The 15,345-nt window shown below is 63.7% G+C and carries 16 protein-coding genes; 11 read left to right on the forward strand and 5 right to left on the reverse strand.

Features of this window, described 5'->3' with window-relative positions:
- The first annotated feature begins 92 nt into the window (after positions 1-92).
- Positions 93-1,637, forward strand: coding sequence for a M48 family metalloprotease (locus J2X56_RS21070; RefSeq protein WP_134135467.1), 1,545 nt, complete (start codon positions 93-95; stop codon positions 1,635-1,637).
- Between the two features lie 18 nt (positions 1,638-1,655).
- On the opposite strand, the gene J2X56_RS21075 is transcribed toward J2X56_RS21070, so the two are convergent.
- From J2X56_RS21075 to J2X56_RS21095, 5 genes are all read right to left on the reverse strand, one after another.
- Positions 1,656-2,261, reverse strand: coding sequence for a DUF2946 family protein (locus J2X56_RS21075; protein ID WP_209568044.1), 606 nt, complete (start codon positions 2,259-2,261; stop codon positions 1,656-1,658).
- A complete protein-coding gene (locus J2X56_RS21080) occupies positions 2,254-3,246 on the reverse strand; it encodes an alpha/beta fold hydrolase (RefSeq protein ID WP_310162328.1) in 993 nt (330 codons plus the stop codon). The genes J2X56_RS21075 and J2X56_RS21080 overlap by 8 nt, the downstream gene beginning before the upstream one ends.
- A 58-nt stretch (positions 3,247-3,304) precedes the next feature.
- A complete protein-coding gene (locus J2X56_RS21085; RefSeq protein WP_121043029.1) occupies positions 3,305-3,739 on the reverse strand; it encodes a nuclear transport factor 2 family protein in 435 nt (144 codons plus the stop codon).
- A 68-nt stretch (positions 3,740-3,807) separates the two neighbouring features.
- The gene (locus J2X56_RS21090) at positions 3,808-4,008 is read right to left on the reverse strand and encodes a zinc-finger domain-containing protein (protein ID WP_008325571.1); all 201 of its coding nucleotides are present in this window, start codon (positions 4,006-4,008) and stop codon (positions 3,808-3,810) included.
- 67 nt (positions 4,009-4,075) lie between these two features.
- Entirely contained in the window at positions 4,076-4,996 is a 921-nt protein-coding gene (locus J2X56_RS21095) for a branched-chain amino acid transaminase (protein ID WP_121043031.1), read from the reverse strand.
- A 211-nt stretch (positions 4,997-5,207) separates the two neighbouring features.
- Here J2X56_RS21095 and J2X56_RS21100 point away from each other — a divergent pair, with 211 nt between their 5' ends.
- From J2X56_RS21100 to J2X56_RS21145, 10 genes are all read left to right on the forward strand, one after another.
- On the forward strand, positions 5,208-6,008 hold the full coding sequence (locus J2X56_RS21100) for an AzlC family ABC transporter permease (RefSeq protein WP_310162333.1): 801 nt from the start codon (positions 5,208-5,210) through the stop codon (positions 6,006-6,008).
- Complete coding sequence (locus J2X56_RS21105) at positions 6,005-6,328, forward strand: AzlD domain-containing protein (protein WP_039789151.1); 324 nt, start codon at positions 6,005-6,007, stop codon at positions 6,326-6,328. Before J2X56_RS21100 ends, J2X56_RS21105 begins: the two co-directional genes overlap by 4 nt.
- Before the next feature lie 122 nt (positions 6,329-6,450).
- Positions 6,451-7,641, forward strand: a complete 1,191-nt coding sequence (locus J2X56_RS21110) for a phosphoglycerate kinase (protein ID WP_034331814.1) — start codon at positions 6,451-6,453, stop codon at positions 7,639-7,641.
- 189 nt (positions 7,642-7,830) lie between these two features.
- On the forward strand, positions 7,831-9,264 hold the full coding sequence (gene pyk / locus J2X56_RS21115) for a pyruvate kinase (RefSeq protein ID WP_034331813.1): 1,434 nt from the start codon (positions 7,831-7,833) through the stop codon (positions 9,262-9,264).
- Positions 9,265-9,290: 26 nt separating this feature from the next.
- Positions 9,291-10,355: a class II fructose-bisphosphate aldolase gene (gene fba / locus J2X56_RS21120; RefSeq protein ID WP_006461735.1), complete on the forward strand. Its 1,065-nt coding sequence runs from the start codon at positions 9,291-9,293 to the stop codon at positions 10,353-10,355.
- Between the two features lie 102 nt (positions 10,356-10,457).
- The gene (locus J2X56_RS21125; RefSeq protein WP_310162340.1) at positions 10,458-11,354 is read left to right on the forward strand and encodes a phosphoribosylaminoimidazolesuccinocarboxamide synthase; all 897 of its coding nucleotides are present in this window, start codon (positions 10,458-10,460) and stop codon (positions 11,352-11,354) included.
- 12 nt (positions 11,355-11,366) lie between these two features.
- A complete protein-coding gene (purE, locus tag J2X56_RS21130; RefSeq protein ID WP_034331809.1) occupies positions 11,367-11,864 on the forward strand; it encodes a 5-(carboxyamino)imidazole ribonucleotide mutase in 498 nt (165 codons plus the stop codon).
- Positions 11,861-13,066: a 5-(carboxyamino)imidazole ribonucleotide synthase gene (locus tag J2X56_RS21135; RefSeq protein WP_310162343.1), complete on the forward strand. Its 1,206-nt coding sequence runs from the start codon at positions 11,861-11,863 to the stop codon at positions 13,064-13,066. The genes purE and J2X56_RS21135 overlap by 4 nt, the downstream gene beginning before the upstream one ends.
- A gap of 12 nt (positions 13,067-13,078) precedes the next feature.
- Positions 13,079-14,134 carry an L-threonylcarbamoyladenylate synthase gene (locus tag J2X56_RS21140; protein ID WP_209568040.1) on the forward strand — a complete coding sequence of 352 codons (1,056 nt, stop codon included), beginning with the start codon at positions 13,079-13,081 and terminating at the stop codon, positions 14,132-14,134.
- A 398-nt stretch (positions 14,135-14,532) separates the two neighbouring features.
- A complete protein-coding gene (locus J2X56_RS21145) occupies positions 14,533-15,282 on the forward strand; it encodes an OmpW family protein (RefSeq protein WP_121043043.1) in 750 nt (249 codons plus the stop codon).
- Positions 15,283-15,345 lie beyond the last annotated feature (63 nt).

Here is a 15,345-nt window from a genome sequence, read left to right on the forward strand (position 1 = left end):
CTGCGGCTTGCCGCCAGCGCCGAGCTGTGCACCGCCTGCACCGCTGCCGCTGTCTTGCTTTCACCATGTGTCTGCCATCGATGACTGGGTCCATGCAACGAACCGTTCCTGAACTTTCCCGCCGCCCCCTGCGCCGCCTGCTCATGCGTGCGCTCAGCGCCACCTTCCTGCTGCTGCCGGCCGCCCCCTTGACGCTGTTGCCGCATCCCGGCGTGGCGCAAGGCCTGCCGACCCTGGGCGATACCGAACGCGAAGGCCTGTCGCCGCTGATGGAGCGCAAGCTGGGCGAAGAAATCATGCGCGACATCCGCACCGACCGCGATTATGTCGACGATGGCCCGATCTCGGAATACCTCAACAATTTCGGCCAGAACTTGGTCTCCATTCATCCTGAGGTACGCGGCGAGGCTGGCTTCGATTTCCAGTTCTTCATGGTGCGCGATCCCATGCTGAACGCTTTCGCGCTGCCGGGCGGCTTCATCGGGGTCAACAGCGGCCTGGTGCTGGCGGCACAGTCGGAATCCGAACTGGCCGGCGTGATGTCGCACGAAATCGGCCACGTGGCGCAGCGTCACATTGCGCGCATGCTGGGCCAGCAGAAGCAGAATTCCATGATCCAGCTGGCGGCCATCGTACTGGGTGCGCTGGCCGGGGTGTCCAAGGCCGGGGGCGATGCTGCCATGGCCACCATGATGGGCGGCACTGGCCTGGCCGTGCAGCGCCAGCTCAACTTCAGCCGCGATGCCGAACGCGAGGCCGATCGCATCGGCCTGCAGATCATGCGTGATGGCGGCTTCGATCCGTCGGGCATGGTGACCTTCTTCGGCCGCTTGCAGACGGCCTCGCGCAATTACAGCGATGCCGTGCCGCCTTACCTGATGACGCACCCGCTGACCACCGAGCGTATCGCCGACATCCAGGCCCGCATCCGCGACCAGCGCTACAAGCAGCGCGTGGACAACCCGGAATTCCAGCTGGCGCGCGCCCGTACCCAGGTCTTGCAGAATGACGGCGTGCAGGGCCTGCGCGACAACGTCGCCAAATTCACCGACCAGGCCAAAGGCAATACCAAGCTGATGACGGCCGCCGCCAAGTATGGCCTGGCTTTCGCCTACTACCGCCAGAACCGCTTCGAGCAGGCCGAGGCCGCATTGAAGGAGGCCCAGGAAGCGGCCATCCCGATGAAGACCGGCATCTTCTTCGGCAGCCTCGACATCGACATCAAGATCGCCCGCAAGCAGACCCAGCAGGCGCTGCAGGTGGCGGAGAGCATGCGCCAGCAGTACCCGATCTCGCGCAGCGTCGCGCGCCAGTACGCCGATGCCCTGATCGCCGCCAACCGCTACGACCAGGCCGTGGGCTACCTGCGCGACCAGGCGCAGCTGTATCGTTCGGATGCCCAGGTGCAGCAGCTGCTGGCCAAGGTCTACGCCGCGCAGGGCAAGCAGGCCCTGCAGCATTTGGCGCTGGCCGAATCCTATGCACTCAACGGCAGCCTGCTGGCGGCCATCGATCAGTTGGGGATTGCGCGCAAGGCACCGGATGCGACTTTCTACGACCAGTCACAGATCGATGCGCGCGAGCGCGAATGGAAGGCGCGCTGGAAGGATGAGCAGAAGGAGCTCAAAGACCGCTGACCCCTGCCCGCCGGAAAGTCAGGCGGGACGGGGGCTGCAGACGAATCTGAAGGTTTGTTCCAGTTGATCGCTGGCGATGCGTTGCAGCGGCAGGTCCTGCCCGTTCCAGGTGAAGGAAAGTGTCAAATCCTCAGTGCCCTCCAGCCAGCGCAGCAGGGCCTCTTCATCTGCTTGCCCGGCGTGATGCAGGCAGGGCAGCAAGGTGGCCAGATCGCGGTCATCGACGCCGGCAATGATCTCGCCGCTGCGCAGGTAGAGTCGGCCGCTCTCATCCATCCAGGCGGCATCGAGATGCTCCACCGTGGCCTGGGTATGCAGGACGAGGGAGGGAACAAGCGCACCCGCGCCCGGCTGGGTCCGCAGGATATGCGGCACCCACTCCAGATCCACATATACCCGCTGCGGCCCGTTCTGGAAGTACCAGCAGCCGCTATCGTCGCAGGTGTAGTTGCGGTCGATGAAGGCCAGCAGGGCAGGGTGGCGGATGGGGTCTCCGGGCAGTTCCAGTTGCTGTGCCCGTTCGTCGCGCATGCGCCATTGTCCGCGCGCATCCAGCCGCAGCCAGCCGAAGCAGTACGGCACGTTGGGCCAACGGGCCATGGCCTGGCGGACGATCTCATCCATGGGCCAGCTCCGTGTGCGCCACGAAGGCGCTCTCCGCCTTGCCTTCCAGGAAATGCAGCAGCCGCTGCGGCAGCCACGCCAGGCTGCCCGGCGGCCCACCCGCGGCAAAGCCCACATGGCCGCCCTGTTCGGGATATTCCAGCACCACTTCCGGTGCCGCCGAGCGCGGCAGGTGGCGCGCCGGCAGGAAAGGATCGTTCTGCGCATTCAATACCAGCGTGGGCACGCTGATGTCGTGCAGGATGTGCTTGGCGCTGGCGCGGTCCCAATAATCGTCGGTATTGCGATAGCCGTGCAGGGGCGCGGTGACCACATTGTCGAAGGCATAGAGATCGCGCGCCGACAGCAGGGCCTCGCGGTCGAACAGGCCCGGGAACTGGTCCAGCTTGGCCAGGCACTTGGGCCGCATGGTGCGCAGGAAGACCCAGGTGTAGAGCCGGTTGAAGCCGCTGGCCAGCGCCGCACCGCCCCCGGCCAGGTCCAGCGGGGCCGACACCGCGCAGGCGGCGTCGACAATCTCGGCCTCGTGCTGGGATTCGCCCAGCCAGCGCAGCAGGGCATTGGCACCCAGCGAGACGCCGCAGGCATACAGGTGCGTGGCCGCCAGGTCTTGCTGGCGCAGCTTGAGGCGGGGGATGATCCAGTCCAGCTCGGCGGTGTCGCCCGAGTGATAGAAGCGCGGCGCCAGGTTGATCTCCCCCGAGCAGCCGCGAAAATGCGGAATCGCCCCATGCCAGCCACGCCGCTGCACCTCGGCCATGAGCGCGCGGCTGTAGTGGCTGTCGGAAGAGCCTTCCAGCCCGTGGAACAGCACCAGCAGCGGCCGTCCCGGCTGGCCGTCGACGAAATCGATGTCGATGAAGTCGCCATCGGGCGCTTCCCAGCGCTCGCGCCGGAACGCCACCTTCGGCTTGGGCAGGAAGGTGGACGGATAGATGGTCTGGAGATGGCCGCCGGGAAGCCAGCGGGGCGGTACGTAAAGCATGGTGCAGCCTTGCTCGGAATCGGATGGCGCAAGCGCCTGTGGATAAATCAGGCCGCCGTCAATGCAGCATGGCCCCGCTGATCACCGGTTCCACCGGTGCCGCGCCGGGTGCGACCGAGGCGTGGTGCATCACCATGCGCCAGCCCAGGGCGGTCTTGAGGTAGACGTTGGTGGCGATGACGTGCACATCCTGCTGCGGGTCGCCGCCGTGGTCGATGTCTTCCACCACGCTGTGCACGGCGGTCATCATGTTCTGGGTGGCGTGCAACTGGCGCGGGCGGATGTGCAGGCCGCCGTTGGAAAGGATGTCTTCCCATACGGCGCGGATATCTGCGTGGCCGACCAGGCGTTGTGCGCCGGGGTGGATGCAGACGATTTCCTCGTCATCGGCCCACAGGTCCATCAGCGCGTCCAGGTCGGCACGGGCCAGGGCGTCGTAGTAGGCAGCTTCGATTTCATCGGGCGAACCATGGATCAGTTTGTTGCGGGGCATGACAATCTCCGGATCAGATGAAAAGAGGGCCTTGTGGGCCCTCTCGTGTCTGGTGCGAAAGCTCGATGTTAGTGGCCTTTGACCACGGTACCGGGTTTGAGCTGGTACTGGGTACCGCAGTACGGACATTTGGCCGCGCCGTGCGCGTCCAGTTCCAGGAACACGCGCGGGTGCGAGTTCCAGGCCGACATGCTGGGGTTGGGGCAGTGGGCCGGCAGGTCCTTGCCTTCGAGCAGGATCACGCCCTGCGATGCTTGAGCTTGGCTCATCTTGTTCTCCGTTGCTTGCAATTGACTGAAGTTGATACGTGAAAATCTGCGCTGATCCGCCCGCGCCTCACACCAGCGTGAGCCAGTGCTTGTACTGTGGTGCCCGCCCCGAGACCACGTCGAAGAACAGGGTCTGCAGCTTCTCGGTGATGGGGCCACGGCCGCCGTTGCCGATGACGCGGCGATCCAGTTCGCGGATCGGCGTGACCTCGGCGGCGGTGCCGGTGAAGAAAGCTTCATCGGCGCAATACATCTCGTCGCGGGTGATGCGTTTTTCGATGACCTCGATGCCCAGGTCGCGCGCCATGGTCAGCACGGCGTCGCGGGTGATGCCATCGAGGCAGGAGGCCAGGTCGGGAGTATAGATCTTGCCGTTCTTGACGATGAAGACATTTTCACCCGAACCTTCGGAGACATAACCGTCCGTGTCCAGCAGCAGCGCTTCGTCGTAGCCATCGGCCAGCGCTTCCTGATTGGCCAGGATGGAATTGATGTAGTAGCCGCTGGCCTTGGCGCGCACCAGCGAGACGTTCACATGGTGGCGGGTGAAGGAAGAGGTCTTCACGCGGATGCCCTTGTTGATGCCGTCTTCGCCCAGGTAGGCCCCCCACGGCCAGGCCGCGATGGCCACGTGGATCTGGTTGCCCTTGGCGGACACGCCCAGCTTTTCCGAGCCGATCCAGATCAGCGGGCGGATGTAGCAGGATTCCAGCTTGTTCTCGCGCACCACCTGGCACTGCGCCTCGGCCAGGGTGGCCTGGTCGAACGGCACTTCCATCTGGAAGATCTTGGCCGAGTTGAACAGGCGCTGGGTATGTTCCTTCAGGCGGAAAATGGCCGTGCCTTCCGCGGTCTTGTAGGCGCGCACGCCTTCGAAGACACCCATGCCGTAGTGCAGGGTGTGGGTCAGTACGTGAATGGTGGCGTCTCGCCAATCGATCAGCGCGCCGTCCTTCCAGATCTTGCCGTCGCGGTCAGCCATGGACATGGTGGTCTCCCTGTGTGCAGTGATTGCAAACTTCCCGAAATGGATTGTTCCGTTCTGACAAATCGAACTGAACAAAGAGCACCATTCTAGCGGATTCACGCGAGTAAAAACTTTCATCTGTAGAATGAAAGGCCTGAGTGAAAATGCACACACCATCACGCGCGCCGACCCTCTGCGGCCGGCCGCTTCTTCAATCGCCCACGGAAGACCAATGCAGAAGGAGACAGGCGAGGACCGATCAGGGGCCGGGAGCAATCCCCCCGCGCACGACCCTGACGCTGCCCGCCGCATCGAGAAGGAAGCCTTCCAGGAAGGCTGGCGCGCCAGTGCCTCGACCATTCCCGCCGTGCTGGCCTGGGGCATGGTTTCGGGCATGGCCATGGTCAAGTCGGGGCTGACGATCTACCAGTCGCTGGGCATGAGCTTGCTGGTCTATGCCGGGTCGGCCCAGTTCGCGGCGCTGCCCCTGCTGGCGGCCGGAGTGCCGCTGCTGGTGGTGTTCTTCACCGCCATGATCGTCAACCTGCGCTTCGTGATCTTCTCGGCGGCCGTGGCACCGCATTTCGAACACCTGCCCTGGTATCGCCGGGTCTGGTACGGCTTCTTCAATGGCGATATCTCGATGGCCTTCTTTCCGCAGCGCTATCCTCCGTCTACTTTTCATCAACCTGCCGGCAAGATCGGTTATTTTGCGGCGATCTGCTGTCCGGGCTGGGTTGCTTGGCAGCTCGGCGCGACCATCGGCATCCTCCTCGGCAGCCAGATTCCGGAAAGCTGGAATATCGGCTTTGCCGGCACCCTGGCCCTGATCGCCGTGATGATCCCCATGACCAGCAGCCTGCCGGCCCTGGCCGGGGTGGTGGTGTCGGGCACGGTGGCGGTGCTGGCGCTGGACCTGCCGTACCGGCTGGGCCTGCTGCTGGCCATGGTGCTGGGCATGGCGGCGGCGATGCTGGCCGACAAGCTGCTGCCCGGCAGCGGCAGTGACGGCGATGCAGAGGCGACGGCATGAGCGACTGGTATGTCTGGGGCGCCATCGTGCTGCTGACCATCTCCACGGTGGTGACCCGCAGCGGATTCTTCCTGTTTGGCCATGCGGTCAAGCTGCCGCCGCGCGTCAAGCATGCCTTGAGCTACGCGCCGGCAGCGGCCATGGCGGCCATCATCTTCCCGGATCTGGTGACGTCAGGCGGGGCCATCGAGATGAGCCTGGCCAACCCGAAGTTGCTGGCCGGCATCGGTGCCGGCGTTTTCTTTGCGGCAACGCGTCATCTTTTGGGAACTATTGTGGCAGGAATGTCACTCTTTACACTGCTGCGCTGGTTGCTATGAAGTTTCGCGCAGAGCGCCAGGATGCGCTCCGGATGTTGTTGAGGCTGCCAAAAAGCCGTCAGGAGCGGGTCAGGCTGGAGTAAAATACGGCGTTTTTCGCCCCCTTCTTCGAATTCCTACCTATGAAATTCAACCGACTGAGCGATTTGATTTCTGCCAAGCAATTGCAAGGCAAACGCGTCTTCATCCGTGCCGATCTGAACGTCCCGCAGGATGATGCCGGCAACATCACCGAAGATACCCGCATCCGCGCTTCGGTCCCGGCCATTCGCGATGCCCAGCAGGCAGGCGCTGCAGTGATGGTGACCTCCCACCTGGGCCGTCCGACCGAAGGCGAGTTCAAGCCCGAAGATTCGCTGGCCCCGGTGGCCAAGCGCCTCTCCGAGCTGCTGGGAAGTGAAGTCAAGCTGGTCGCCGACTGGGTCGATGGCGTGGACGTGCAGCCCGGCCAGGTCGTGCTGCTGGAAAATTGCCGTCTGAACAAGGGCGAAAAGAAGAACAGCGACGAGCTGGCGCAAAAGATCGCCAAGCTCTGCGATATCTACGTCAATGACGCCTTCGGTACCGCGCACCGCGCCGAAGCCACCACCTACGGCGTGGCCAAGTTTGCCCCCGTCGCCTGTGCCGGCCCGCTGCTGGCCGCTGAGCTGGATGCGCTGGGCAAGGCCCTGAACCAGCCGGCCCGTCCGCTGGTGGCCATCGTGGCCGGTTCCAAAGTCTCCACCAAGCTGACCATCCTGAAGACCCTGGCCGAGAAGGTCGACAACCTCATCGTCGGTGGCGGCATCGCCAATACCTTCATGCTGGCGGCCGGCCTGAAGATCGGCAAGTCCCTGGCCGAGCCGGACCTGGTGGACGACGCCAAGGCCATCATCGAGTTGATGGCCAAGCGCGGCGCTTCGGTACCTATCCCCACGGACGTCGTGGTGGGCAAGGAATTCTCCCCGACCGCTGCAGCCACCGTGAAGGCGGCTGCCGATGTGGCTGACGACGACATGATCTTCGACATCGGCCCCCAGACCGCTGCCGTCCTGGCTGAACAGCTCGGCCGCGCCGGCACCATCGTCTGGAACGGCCCGGTGGGCGTGTTCGAGTTCGACCAGTTCGGCCGTGGCACCGAAACCCTGGCCAAGGCCATCGCGGCATCGTCCGGCTTCTCGATCGCCGGTGGCGGCGATACCCTGGCCGCCATTGCCAAGTACAACATTGCCGACAAGGTCGGCTACATCTCCACCGGTGGTGGCGCTTTCCTGGAATTCCTGGAAGGCAAGACCCTGCCGGCTGTCGAGATCCTGCTGCAACGCGCGCAGTAAGCGTCACCGGCGCTGCGCCCTGTTGCCGGGCGCAGCGCCCGGCTGTTCCATCCGAATTCTGAGTCTGTAGCACCACCAATGATGAACGCGTCCGAGACGCGCGTTCGGGGCGGAAGCTCTCCGCCTGATCGGCCCTGCATCGGGCCGGGCAGCGGGCTTCTATCACCAAGTCGCAACCAGAAGGTATTCATGTCCAGAGCAACAAAAATCGTCGCCACCATCGGTCCCGCTTCCAGCGACCGTGACACTTTGACCCGCATGATCCGCGCCGGCGTTGACGTCGTGCGTCTCAATTTCTCCCACGGCAAGCCGCAGGACCACATCGACCGCGCCACCCTGGTGCGCGAAGTGGCCGACGAATGCGGCAAGAAGGTCGCCATCATGGCCGACCTGCAAGGTCCCAAGATCCGCGTGGGCAAGTTCGAGAATGGCAAGATCATGCTGGCCAACGGCGACAAGTTCATCCTCGATTCCGATTGCCAGATGGGCAACCAGGAACGCGTGGGTCTGGACTACAAGGCATTGCCGCGTGACCTGAAGGGCAACGACGTGCTGCTGTTGAATGACGGCCTGATCGTGCTGAAGGTCGAACGCGTGATGGGCAACGAGATCCACACCGTGGTCAAGATCGGTGGCGAGCTGTCCAACAACAAGGGCATCAACCGCCAGGGCGGCGGCCTGTCCGCACCGGCGCTGACCGCCAAGGACATGGACGACATCAAGACCGCCATGAGCTTCCAGGCCGATTACGTGGCCGTGTCCTTCCCCAAGAACGCCACCGACATGGAAATGGCGCGCCAGTTGTCCAACGTGGCCGGTGAGCCCTTCGGCCACAAGCCGATGATGATCGCCAAGATCGAGCGCGCCGAAGCCATCCCGCTGCTGCAGGAAATCCTGGATGCCTCCGACGGCATCATGGTGGCCCGTGGCGACCTGGCCGTGGAAGTGGGCAATGCCGCCGTGCCGGGGTTGCAGAAGCGCATGATCAAGATGGCGCGCGCCTCCAACAAGCTGACCATCACCGCGACCCAGATGATGGAGTCCATGATCGTCAACGCCGTGCCGACCCGCGCCGAAGTCTCGGACGTGGCCAACGCCGTGCTGGATGGCACCGATGCCGTGATGACCTCGGCCGAGACCGCCTCCGGCAAGTATCCGGTGGAAACCGTGGAAGCCATGTCGGCCATCTGCCTGGAAGCCGAGCGCTCCGAGAATGTGCAGCTGGACGCCGATTTCCTGAACCTGCGCTTTACCCGCGTGGACCAGTCCATCGCCTATGGCGCGCTGTTTACCGCGCACCACCTGCGCGTGAAGGCCATCGCCGCGCTCACCGAATCCGGTTCGACGGCGCTGTGGATGAGCCGTCACAACATCGATATCCCGATCTTTGCGATCACCCCCAATGTCGCCACGCGCCGCAAGGCTTCGCTGTTCCGCAACGTGCATACGCTGGAACTGGCCCAGGCGCCCGACACCGAAGCCATGTTGAAGGGCGCCCAGGATCTGCTGCTGGCGCAAGGCGTGGTGCAGAAGGGTGACCTGATCGTCGTGACCTGGGGCGAGCCCATCGGCCAGGTCGGCGGCACCAATGCGCTGAAGATTCTGCGCGTTGGCGAGTACTGATTTTTCATCGTTCTGGAGTTTTCATCATGCCTCTCGTATCCATGCGTCAACTGCTGGACCATGCCGCCGAAAACGGTTACGGCCTGCCGGCGTTCAACGTCAACAACCTGGAGCAGGTCACTGCCATCATGGAAGCCGCCAATGAAGTCGGCGCGCCCGTGATCATGCAAGCCTCCGCCGGTGCCCGCAAGTACGCGGGTGAAGCCTTCCTGCGCCACCTGATCTCGGCGGCCGTGGAAGCCTATCCGCACATCCCCGTGGTGATGCACCAGGATCACGGCCAGTCGCCGGCGGTCTGCATGGCCGCCATCAAGTCCGGTTTCTCCTCCGTGATGATGGATGGCTCGCTGGAAGCCGACGGCAAGACCGTGGCCAGCTACGAGTACAACGTCGAAGTCTCGCGCAAGGTGGTCGAGTTCTCGCACGCCATCGGCGTGACGGTCGAAGCCGAACTGGGCGTGCTGGGTTCGCTGGAAACCATGAAGGGCGACAAGGAAGACGGCCACGGTGCTGACGGCACCATGACCCGTGAACAGCTGCTCACCGACGTGAACCAGGCGGCCGACTTCGTCAAGGCCACCCAGTGCGACGCGCTGGCTATCGCCATCGGTACTTCGCACGGCGCCTACAAGTTCTCGCGCAAGCCCACCGGCGACATCCTGGCGATCGATCGCATCAAGGAAATCCACGCCCGCATCCCCAACACCCACCTGGTGATGCACGGTTCTTCGTCGGTGCCGCAGGAACTGCTGGCCGAGATCCGCGAATTCGGCGGTGACATGAAGGAAACCTACGGCGTGCCGGTCGAAGAAATCCAGGAAGGCATCAAGCACGGCGTGCGCAAGATCAACATCGACACCGACATTCGTCTGGCCATGACCGGTGCGATCCGCCGCTACCTGTTCGAGAACCCGTCCAAGTTCGACCCGCGCGACTACCTGAAGCCAGCCCGCGAAGCTGCCAAGCTGGTCTGCAAGGCACGTTTCCTGTCCTTCGGCTGCGAAGGTCAGGCTGGCAAGATCAAGCCGGTCTCGCTGGAAAAGATTGCCGAGAAGTACAAGAGCGGCGAACTGGCACAGATCGTCCAGTAAGCACGCAAGCCGCTGAACGGCCTACGCCGGACGCAAGGCCCCACCGACCGGAATCGCCCTGAAAATGGCGGTTCCGGTTTTTGACTTTACGAGAAGACCACCATGAGCAGTCTCTACAAATCCTCGATCACTTCCCTGCCGCTGCTGGGCACAGGCAAGGTCCGCGAAAACTACGCCGTCGGCGACGACAAGCTGTTGATCGTGACCACCGATCGCCTCTCGGCCTTCGATGTCATCATGAACGAACCGATCCCCGGCAAGGGCAAGGTCCTGAACCAGATGAGCGATTTCTGGTTCGAGAAGCTGGGCCACATCGTGCCCAATCACCTGACCGGCGTCGATCCCGAGTCCGTGGTGAGCCCGGCCGAAGTGGAGCAGGTGCGCGGACGCGCCGTGGTGGCCAAGCGCTTGAAGCCCATCCTGGTGGAAGCCGTGGTGCGCGGCTACATCATCGGTTCCGGCTGGAAGGATTACCAGGCCACCGGTGCGATCTGCGGCATCCAGCTGCCGGCCGGTCTGCAGCAGGCTTCCAAGCTGGAACAGCCGATCTTCACCCCGGCCGCCAAGGCCGACCTGGGCGAACACGACGAAAACATCAGCTTCGAAGAAACCGAAAAGCGCATCGGCACCGAACTGGCCCACAAGATCCGCGACGTCGCCATCCAGCTCTACAAGGAAGCCGCTGACTATGCGGCCACGCGCGGCATCATCATCGCCGACACCAAGTTCGAATTCGGCCTGGATGACAACGGCGTGCTGCACCTGATGGATGAAGTGCTGACGGCAGACTCTTCGCGCTTCTGGCCGGCCGACAGCTACCAGGTCGGCATCTCGCCGCCGTCCTTCGACAAGCAGTTCGTGCGCGATTACCTGGAAACCGTCGAGGGCTGGCAGAAGACCCCGCCGGCACCGGCGCTTCCGGCCGATGTGATCGCAAAGACCGGCGCCAAGTACCGCGAGGCGCTGGAACGCCTGACTGGCGAGAAGCTCAAGGACTGACGAGGACCGGACATGAACGATACTGTCAAACCGTTGATCGGCGTGGTCATGGGGTCGTCCTCCGACTGGGAGGTGATGCAGAATGCGGTCGCCATCCTGAAGGACTTTGGCGTGCCCTTCGAAGCCCAGGTGATCTCCGCGCACCGCATGCCGGACCAGATGTTCGCCTACGCCGAGAGCGCCCGCACGCGCGGCCTGCGCGCCATCATCGCCGGTGCCGGCGGTGCCGCGCACCTGCCGGGCATGATCGCCGCCAAGACCATCGTGCCGGTGCTGGGTGTGCCGGTGCCTTCCAAGTATCTGCGTGGCGAGGATTCGCTGTTGTCCATCGTGCAGATGCCCAAGGGCATTCCGGTGGCCACCTATGCCATCGGCGAAGCCGGTGCCGCCAATGCGGCGCTGTCGGCCATCGCCATGCTGGCCACCACCGACGCGGCCCTGGCTGAAAAGCTGGAAGCCTTCCGCAAGACCCAGACGCAAGTCGCCCTCGACATGAAGTTGCCTGTATGACCCAGCAGTCCGCCTCCACCCTTCGTCCCGCCGTTCCCTCGACCACGCCGGCCACCTGGCTGGGCGTGATGGGCGGTGGCCAGCTCGGCCGCATGTTCGCCCATGCGGCGCAGAGCATGGGCTTCAAGGTCGCCGTGCTGGAAGCCGATGCCGACTGCCCGGCCGGGCAGGTGGCGGACCGCCTCATCAACGCCGCGTACGACGATGGTGCGGCGCTGGCCGAACTGGGGGCGCTGTGCGCGGCCATCACGACCGAGTTCGAGAACGTCTCGGCCAAGAGCCTGGCCACGCTGGCAGCACAGACCTTCGTGGCACCGGCGGCTTCCGGCGTCTCGATTGCGCAGGACCGTACTGCCGAGAAAGCCTTCTTTACCGAATGCGGATCGCAGTCCGGCGTGCTGCCGGCTCCGCACCTGGTGATCAACAGCGAGGCCGATATCGATGGTCTCGATGCCAAGCTGCTGCCGGGCATCCTCAAGACGGCCCGCATGGGTTATGACGGCAAGGGCCAGGTGCGCGTGCGCACTGTCGACGAGGTGCGCGCCGCTTTCGCCGCCATGAAGGGCGTGACCTGCGTGCTGGAGAAGATGCTGCCGCTGGCCTATGAAGTCTCGGTGCTGGTGGCGCGCGGCCATGATGGCCAGGCTGTGGTCTATCCGATTGCCGAGAACGTGCATCGTGACGGCATCCTCTTCACCACCACCGTGCCCGGTCCCAACATCAAGGCCGATGCTGCTGCGCGTGCGCAGCAGGCGGCCTTGCAGATCATCGGTGCGATGCAGTATGTCGGTGTGCTGTGCATCGAATTCTTCGTGCTGGACGATGGCGCGCTGGTGGTCAACGAGATGGCCCCGCGTCCGCACAACAGCGGCCATTACACCATCGATGCCTGCGTCACCAGCCAGTTCGAACAGCAAGCCCGCGCCATGGCGCGCCTGCCGCTGGGCGATACGCGCCAGCATTCGCCCTCGGTGATGCTGAACATCCTCGGCGATGTCTGGTATGAGGGTGACACGGACGCGCAGCGCGAGCCGGCCTGGGATCAGGTGCTGGCCCTGCCCGGTGCGCACCTGCACCTGTACGGCAAGGCGGAAGCACGCCGTGGCCGCAAGATGGGCCATGTCACCTTCACCGGTGCCACGCTGGCCGATGCACAGCGCCAGCTGGCAGCCGCCTGCGCCATCCTCGGCATCACGCTGTAAGCGAGGCCGGCGATGAACGACAAGCGCGCTTCTTCCACTGTGCCCATCGATGTCGCGGCCATCATGCACGCCGCGCGCAAGCTGGAGCAGGGAGGACTGGTGGCCTTCCCGACCGAGACCGTCTATGGCCTCGGCGGTGACGCCGAAAACCCGGCCGCCATTGCTGCCATCTATGCGGCCAAGGGACGTCCTGCCAATCATCCGGTGATCGTGCACGTTTCACCGGAAGCCGATATCGGCTATTGGGCCGCGTCGGTGCCGGTGGAAGCGCGGCGCCTGATTGCCTCGTTCTGGCCCGGTCCGCTCACGCTGATCCTCAAGCGCGCTGCGCACATTCCCGATGCCGTGGCCGGTGGCCAGGATTCAGTGGGCGTGCGCTGCCCTTCGCATCCGGTGGCGCAGGCGCTGCTGCGCGAATTCCGCGGCGGCAAGGGCGGCATCGCCGGTCCCTCGGCCAACAAGTTCGGACACGTCAGTCCGACCACCGCCGAGCACGTGCGCGAGGAATTCGGCAGCGATGCCGACAGCCCGGTGGCTTACGTGCTTGATGGCGGTCAGAGCGAAGTGGGCATCGAGTCCACCATCGTCGATCTGTCCCGCATCGAGACCCATGGCCCGGTGCTGCTGCGCCCCGGCCAGATCAGCGCGGATCGTATCGCTGCCGTGCTCGGTGTGCCCCTGGCCACGCCCGACGCCACTGCACCGCGCGCATCAGGTACGCTCGATGCGCACTACGCACCGCATACGCCGGTGGTGCAGGTTGCGTCGGCCGAGCTGCCAGCGCTCCTGGGCAAGTTGGCTGGCATCGGTCAGAAGGTCGCGTTGATCCAGCGTGAATTCCGGGGTGATGGTGTGCCCGGCGTCACAGTGATCCGGCCCATGCCGCTCACTGCCGATGCTTATGCCCACGATCTCTATGCCGCCCTGCGCGACATGGACCATGCCGGCGCAGACCTCATCGTGGTGGAATCTCTGCCCCTCAGTGCAGACTGGCAAGGCGTCAACGACCGCCTGCGCCGCGCGGCCTTCGATTCGCAGGGTTTGCTGGCGCGCCTGATCCAGGACTGAACGGCGGCTCAACCAAAGTCTGATCGTCCGCAACGCCGGTCATTTGGCACTCCGCCAATGATCGGTCGGTGCGACGTTGCTGACTTGTGCTTCCCGCCATCGCCCATCCTGCTATGCCAGTACTGACTCGCCAGTCAGTACGCGGTTGCCAAAAGCAGACATGCACTATCGTGCTCTTCACATGTTCTATACAAAATGTGACAAAGCTGGCATAGTATCTCCACCGAATAGCACGCGCGTTCTTTTTGTTTCGTCAGCGTAAAAACCACGTACGGACCAGTTACGCAGGATTACGTTGAATAATGAAAAACGGTAACCAGCCGTGACAGCAATCCCGTCTATCGCCAGACATAGGGAATAAAAAATCCGGGCACTGCCCGCAACTCTTGGAGACAGCAATGCAAAAACAATTTTCCTTCCTGCCCAAACTCGCCGCATTGTCCGTGATGGCAGCGTGCGCTGCACCGGCCATGGCGCAGACCGCGGGCAGCAATATCATCAATCTCGGCTGGTTCCATCTGGCACCCCAGGATTCCAGCGAAACCCTGCGCAAGAACGACGGTCCGGGCGCTGGTCCGATCGCCGGTTCCGGCGCAACCGTCAATAGCGCCGATACCCTGGGCATCGCTTTCACTCACTTCCTGACGGACAACTTCTCGCTGACCGCCGACCTGGGCATTCCGCCGACCTTCAAGCTCGACGGTACCGGCACGCTGGCCGGTGTGGGTCAGATCGGGCAGGCCAAGCAGTGGAGCCCGGCGATCGTGGCCAAGTATCACTTCGGTGATGCCAACAGCACCTTCCGCCCCTTCGTTGGTGCCGGCGTGACCTATGTCTGGTATGACAACATCGAACTGAGCAACAACTTCCAGCGCACCATCTCCAGCAAGTACACCAATGGCGCCGTCACCAGCGCCAAGTCCAGTGCCGCCCTGAGCTCGTCGTGGGCCCCGGTGCTGACCGTGGGTGCCAACTACAACTTCGACAAGAACTGGTCCGTGGGCTTGTCCGTGTCCTACATCCCACTCAAGACCAATGCCGACATCACCACCGAGCTGCCCGCTGCAGCAGGTGGCACGACGCACTCGAGCACCAGCCTGACGATCAACCCGATCGTCAGCTTCCTGTCGGTGGGCTACAAGTTCTAAGACCGGAACGCTGCTGAAAAAAATGGCACCCGGAGCAATCCGGGTGCCATTTTCTTTTGGGCA

This window comes from Herbaspirillum sp. 1173 (genome assembly GCF_031455335.1).
Classification (GTDB): Bacteria; Pseudomonadota; Gammaproteobacteria; order Burkholderiales; family Burkholderiaceae_D; genus Herbaspirillum; species Herbaspirillum huttiense.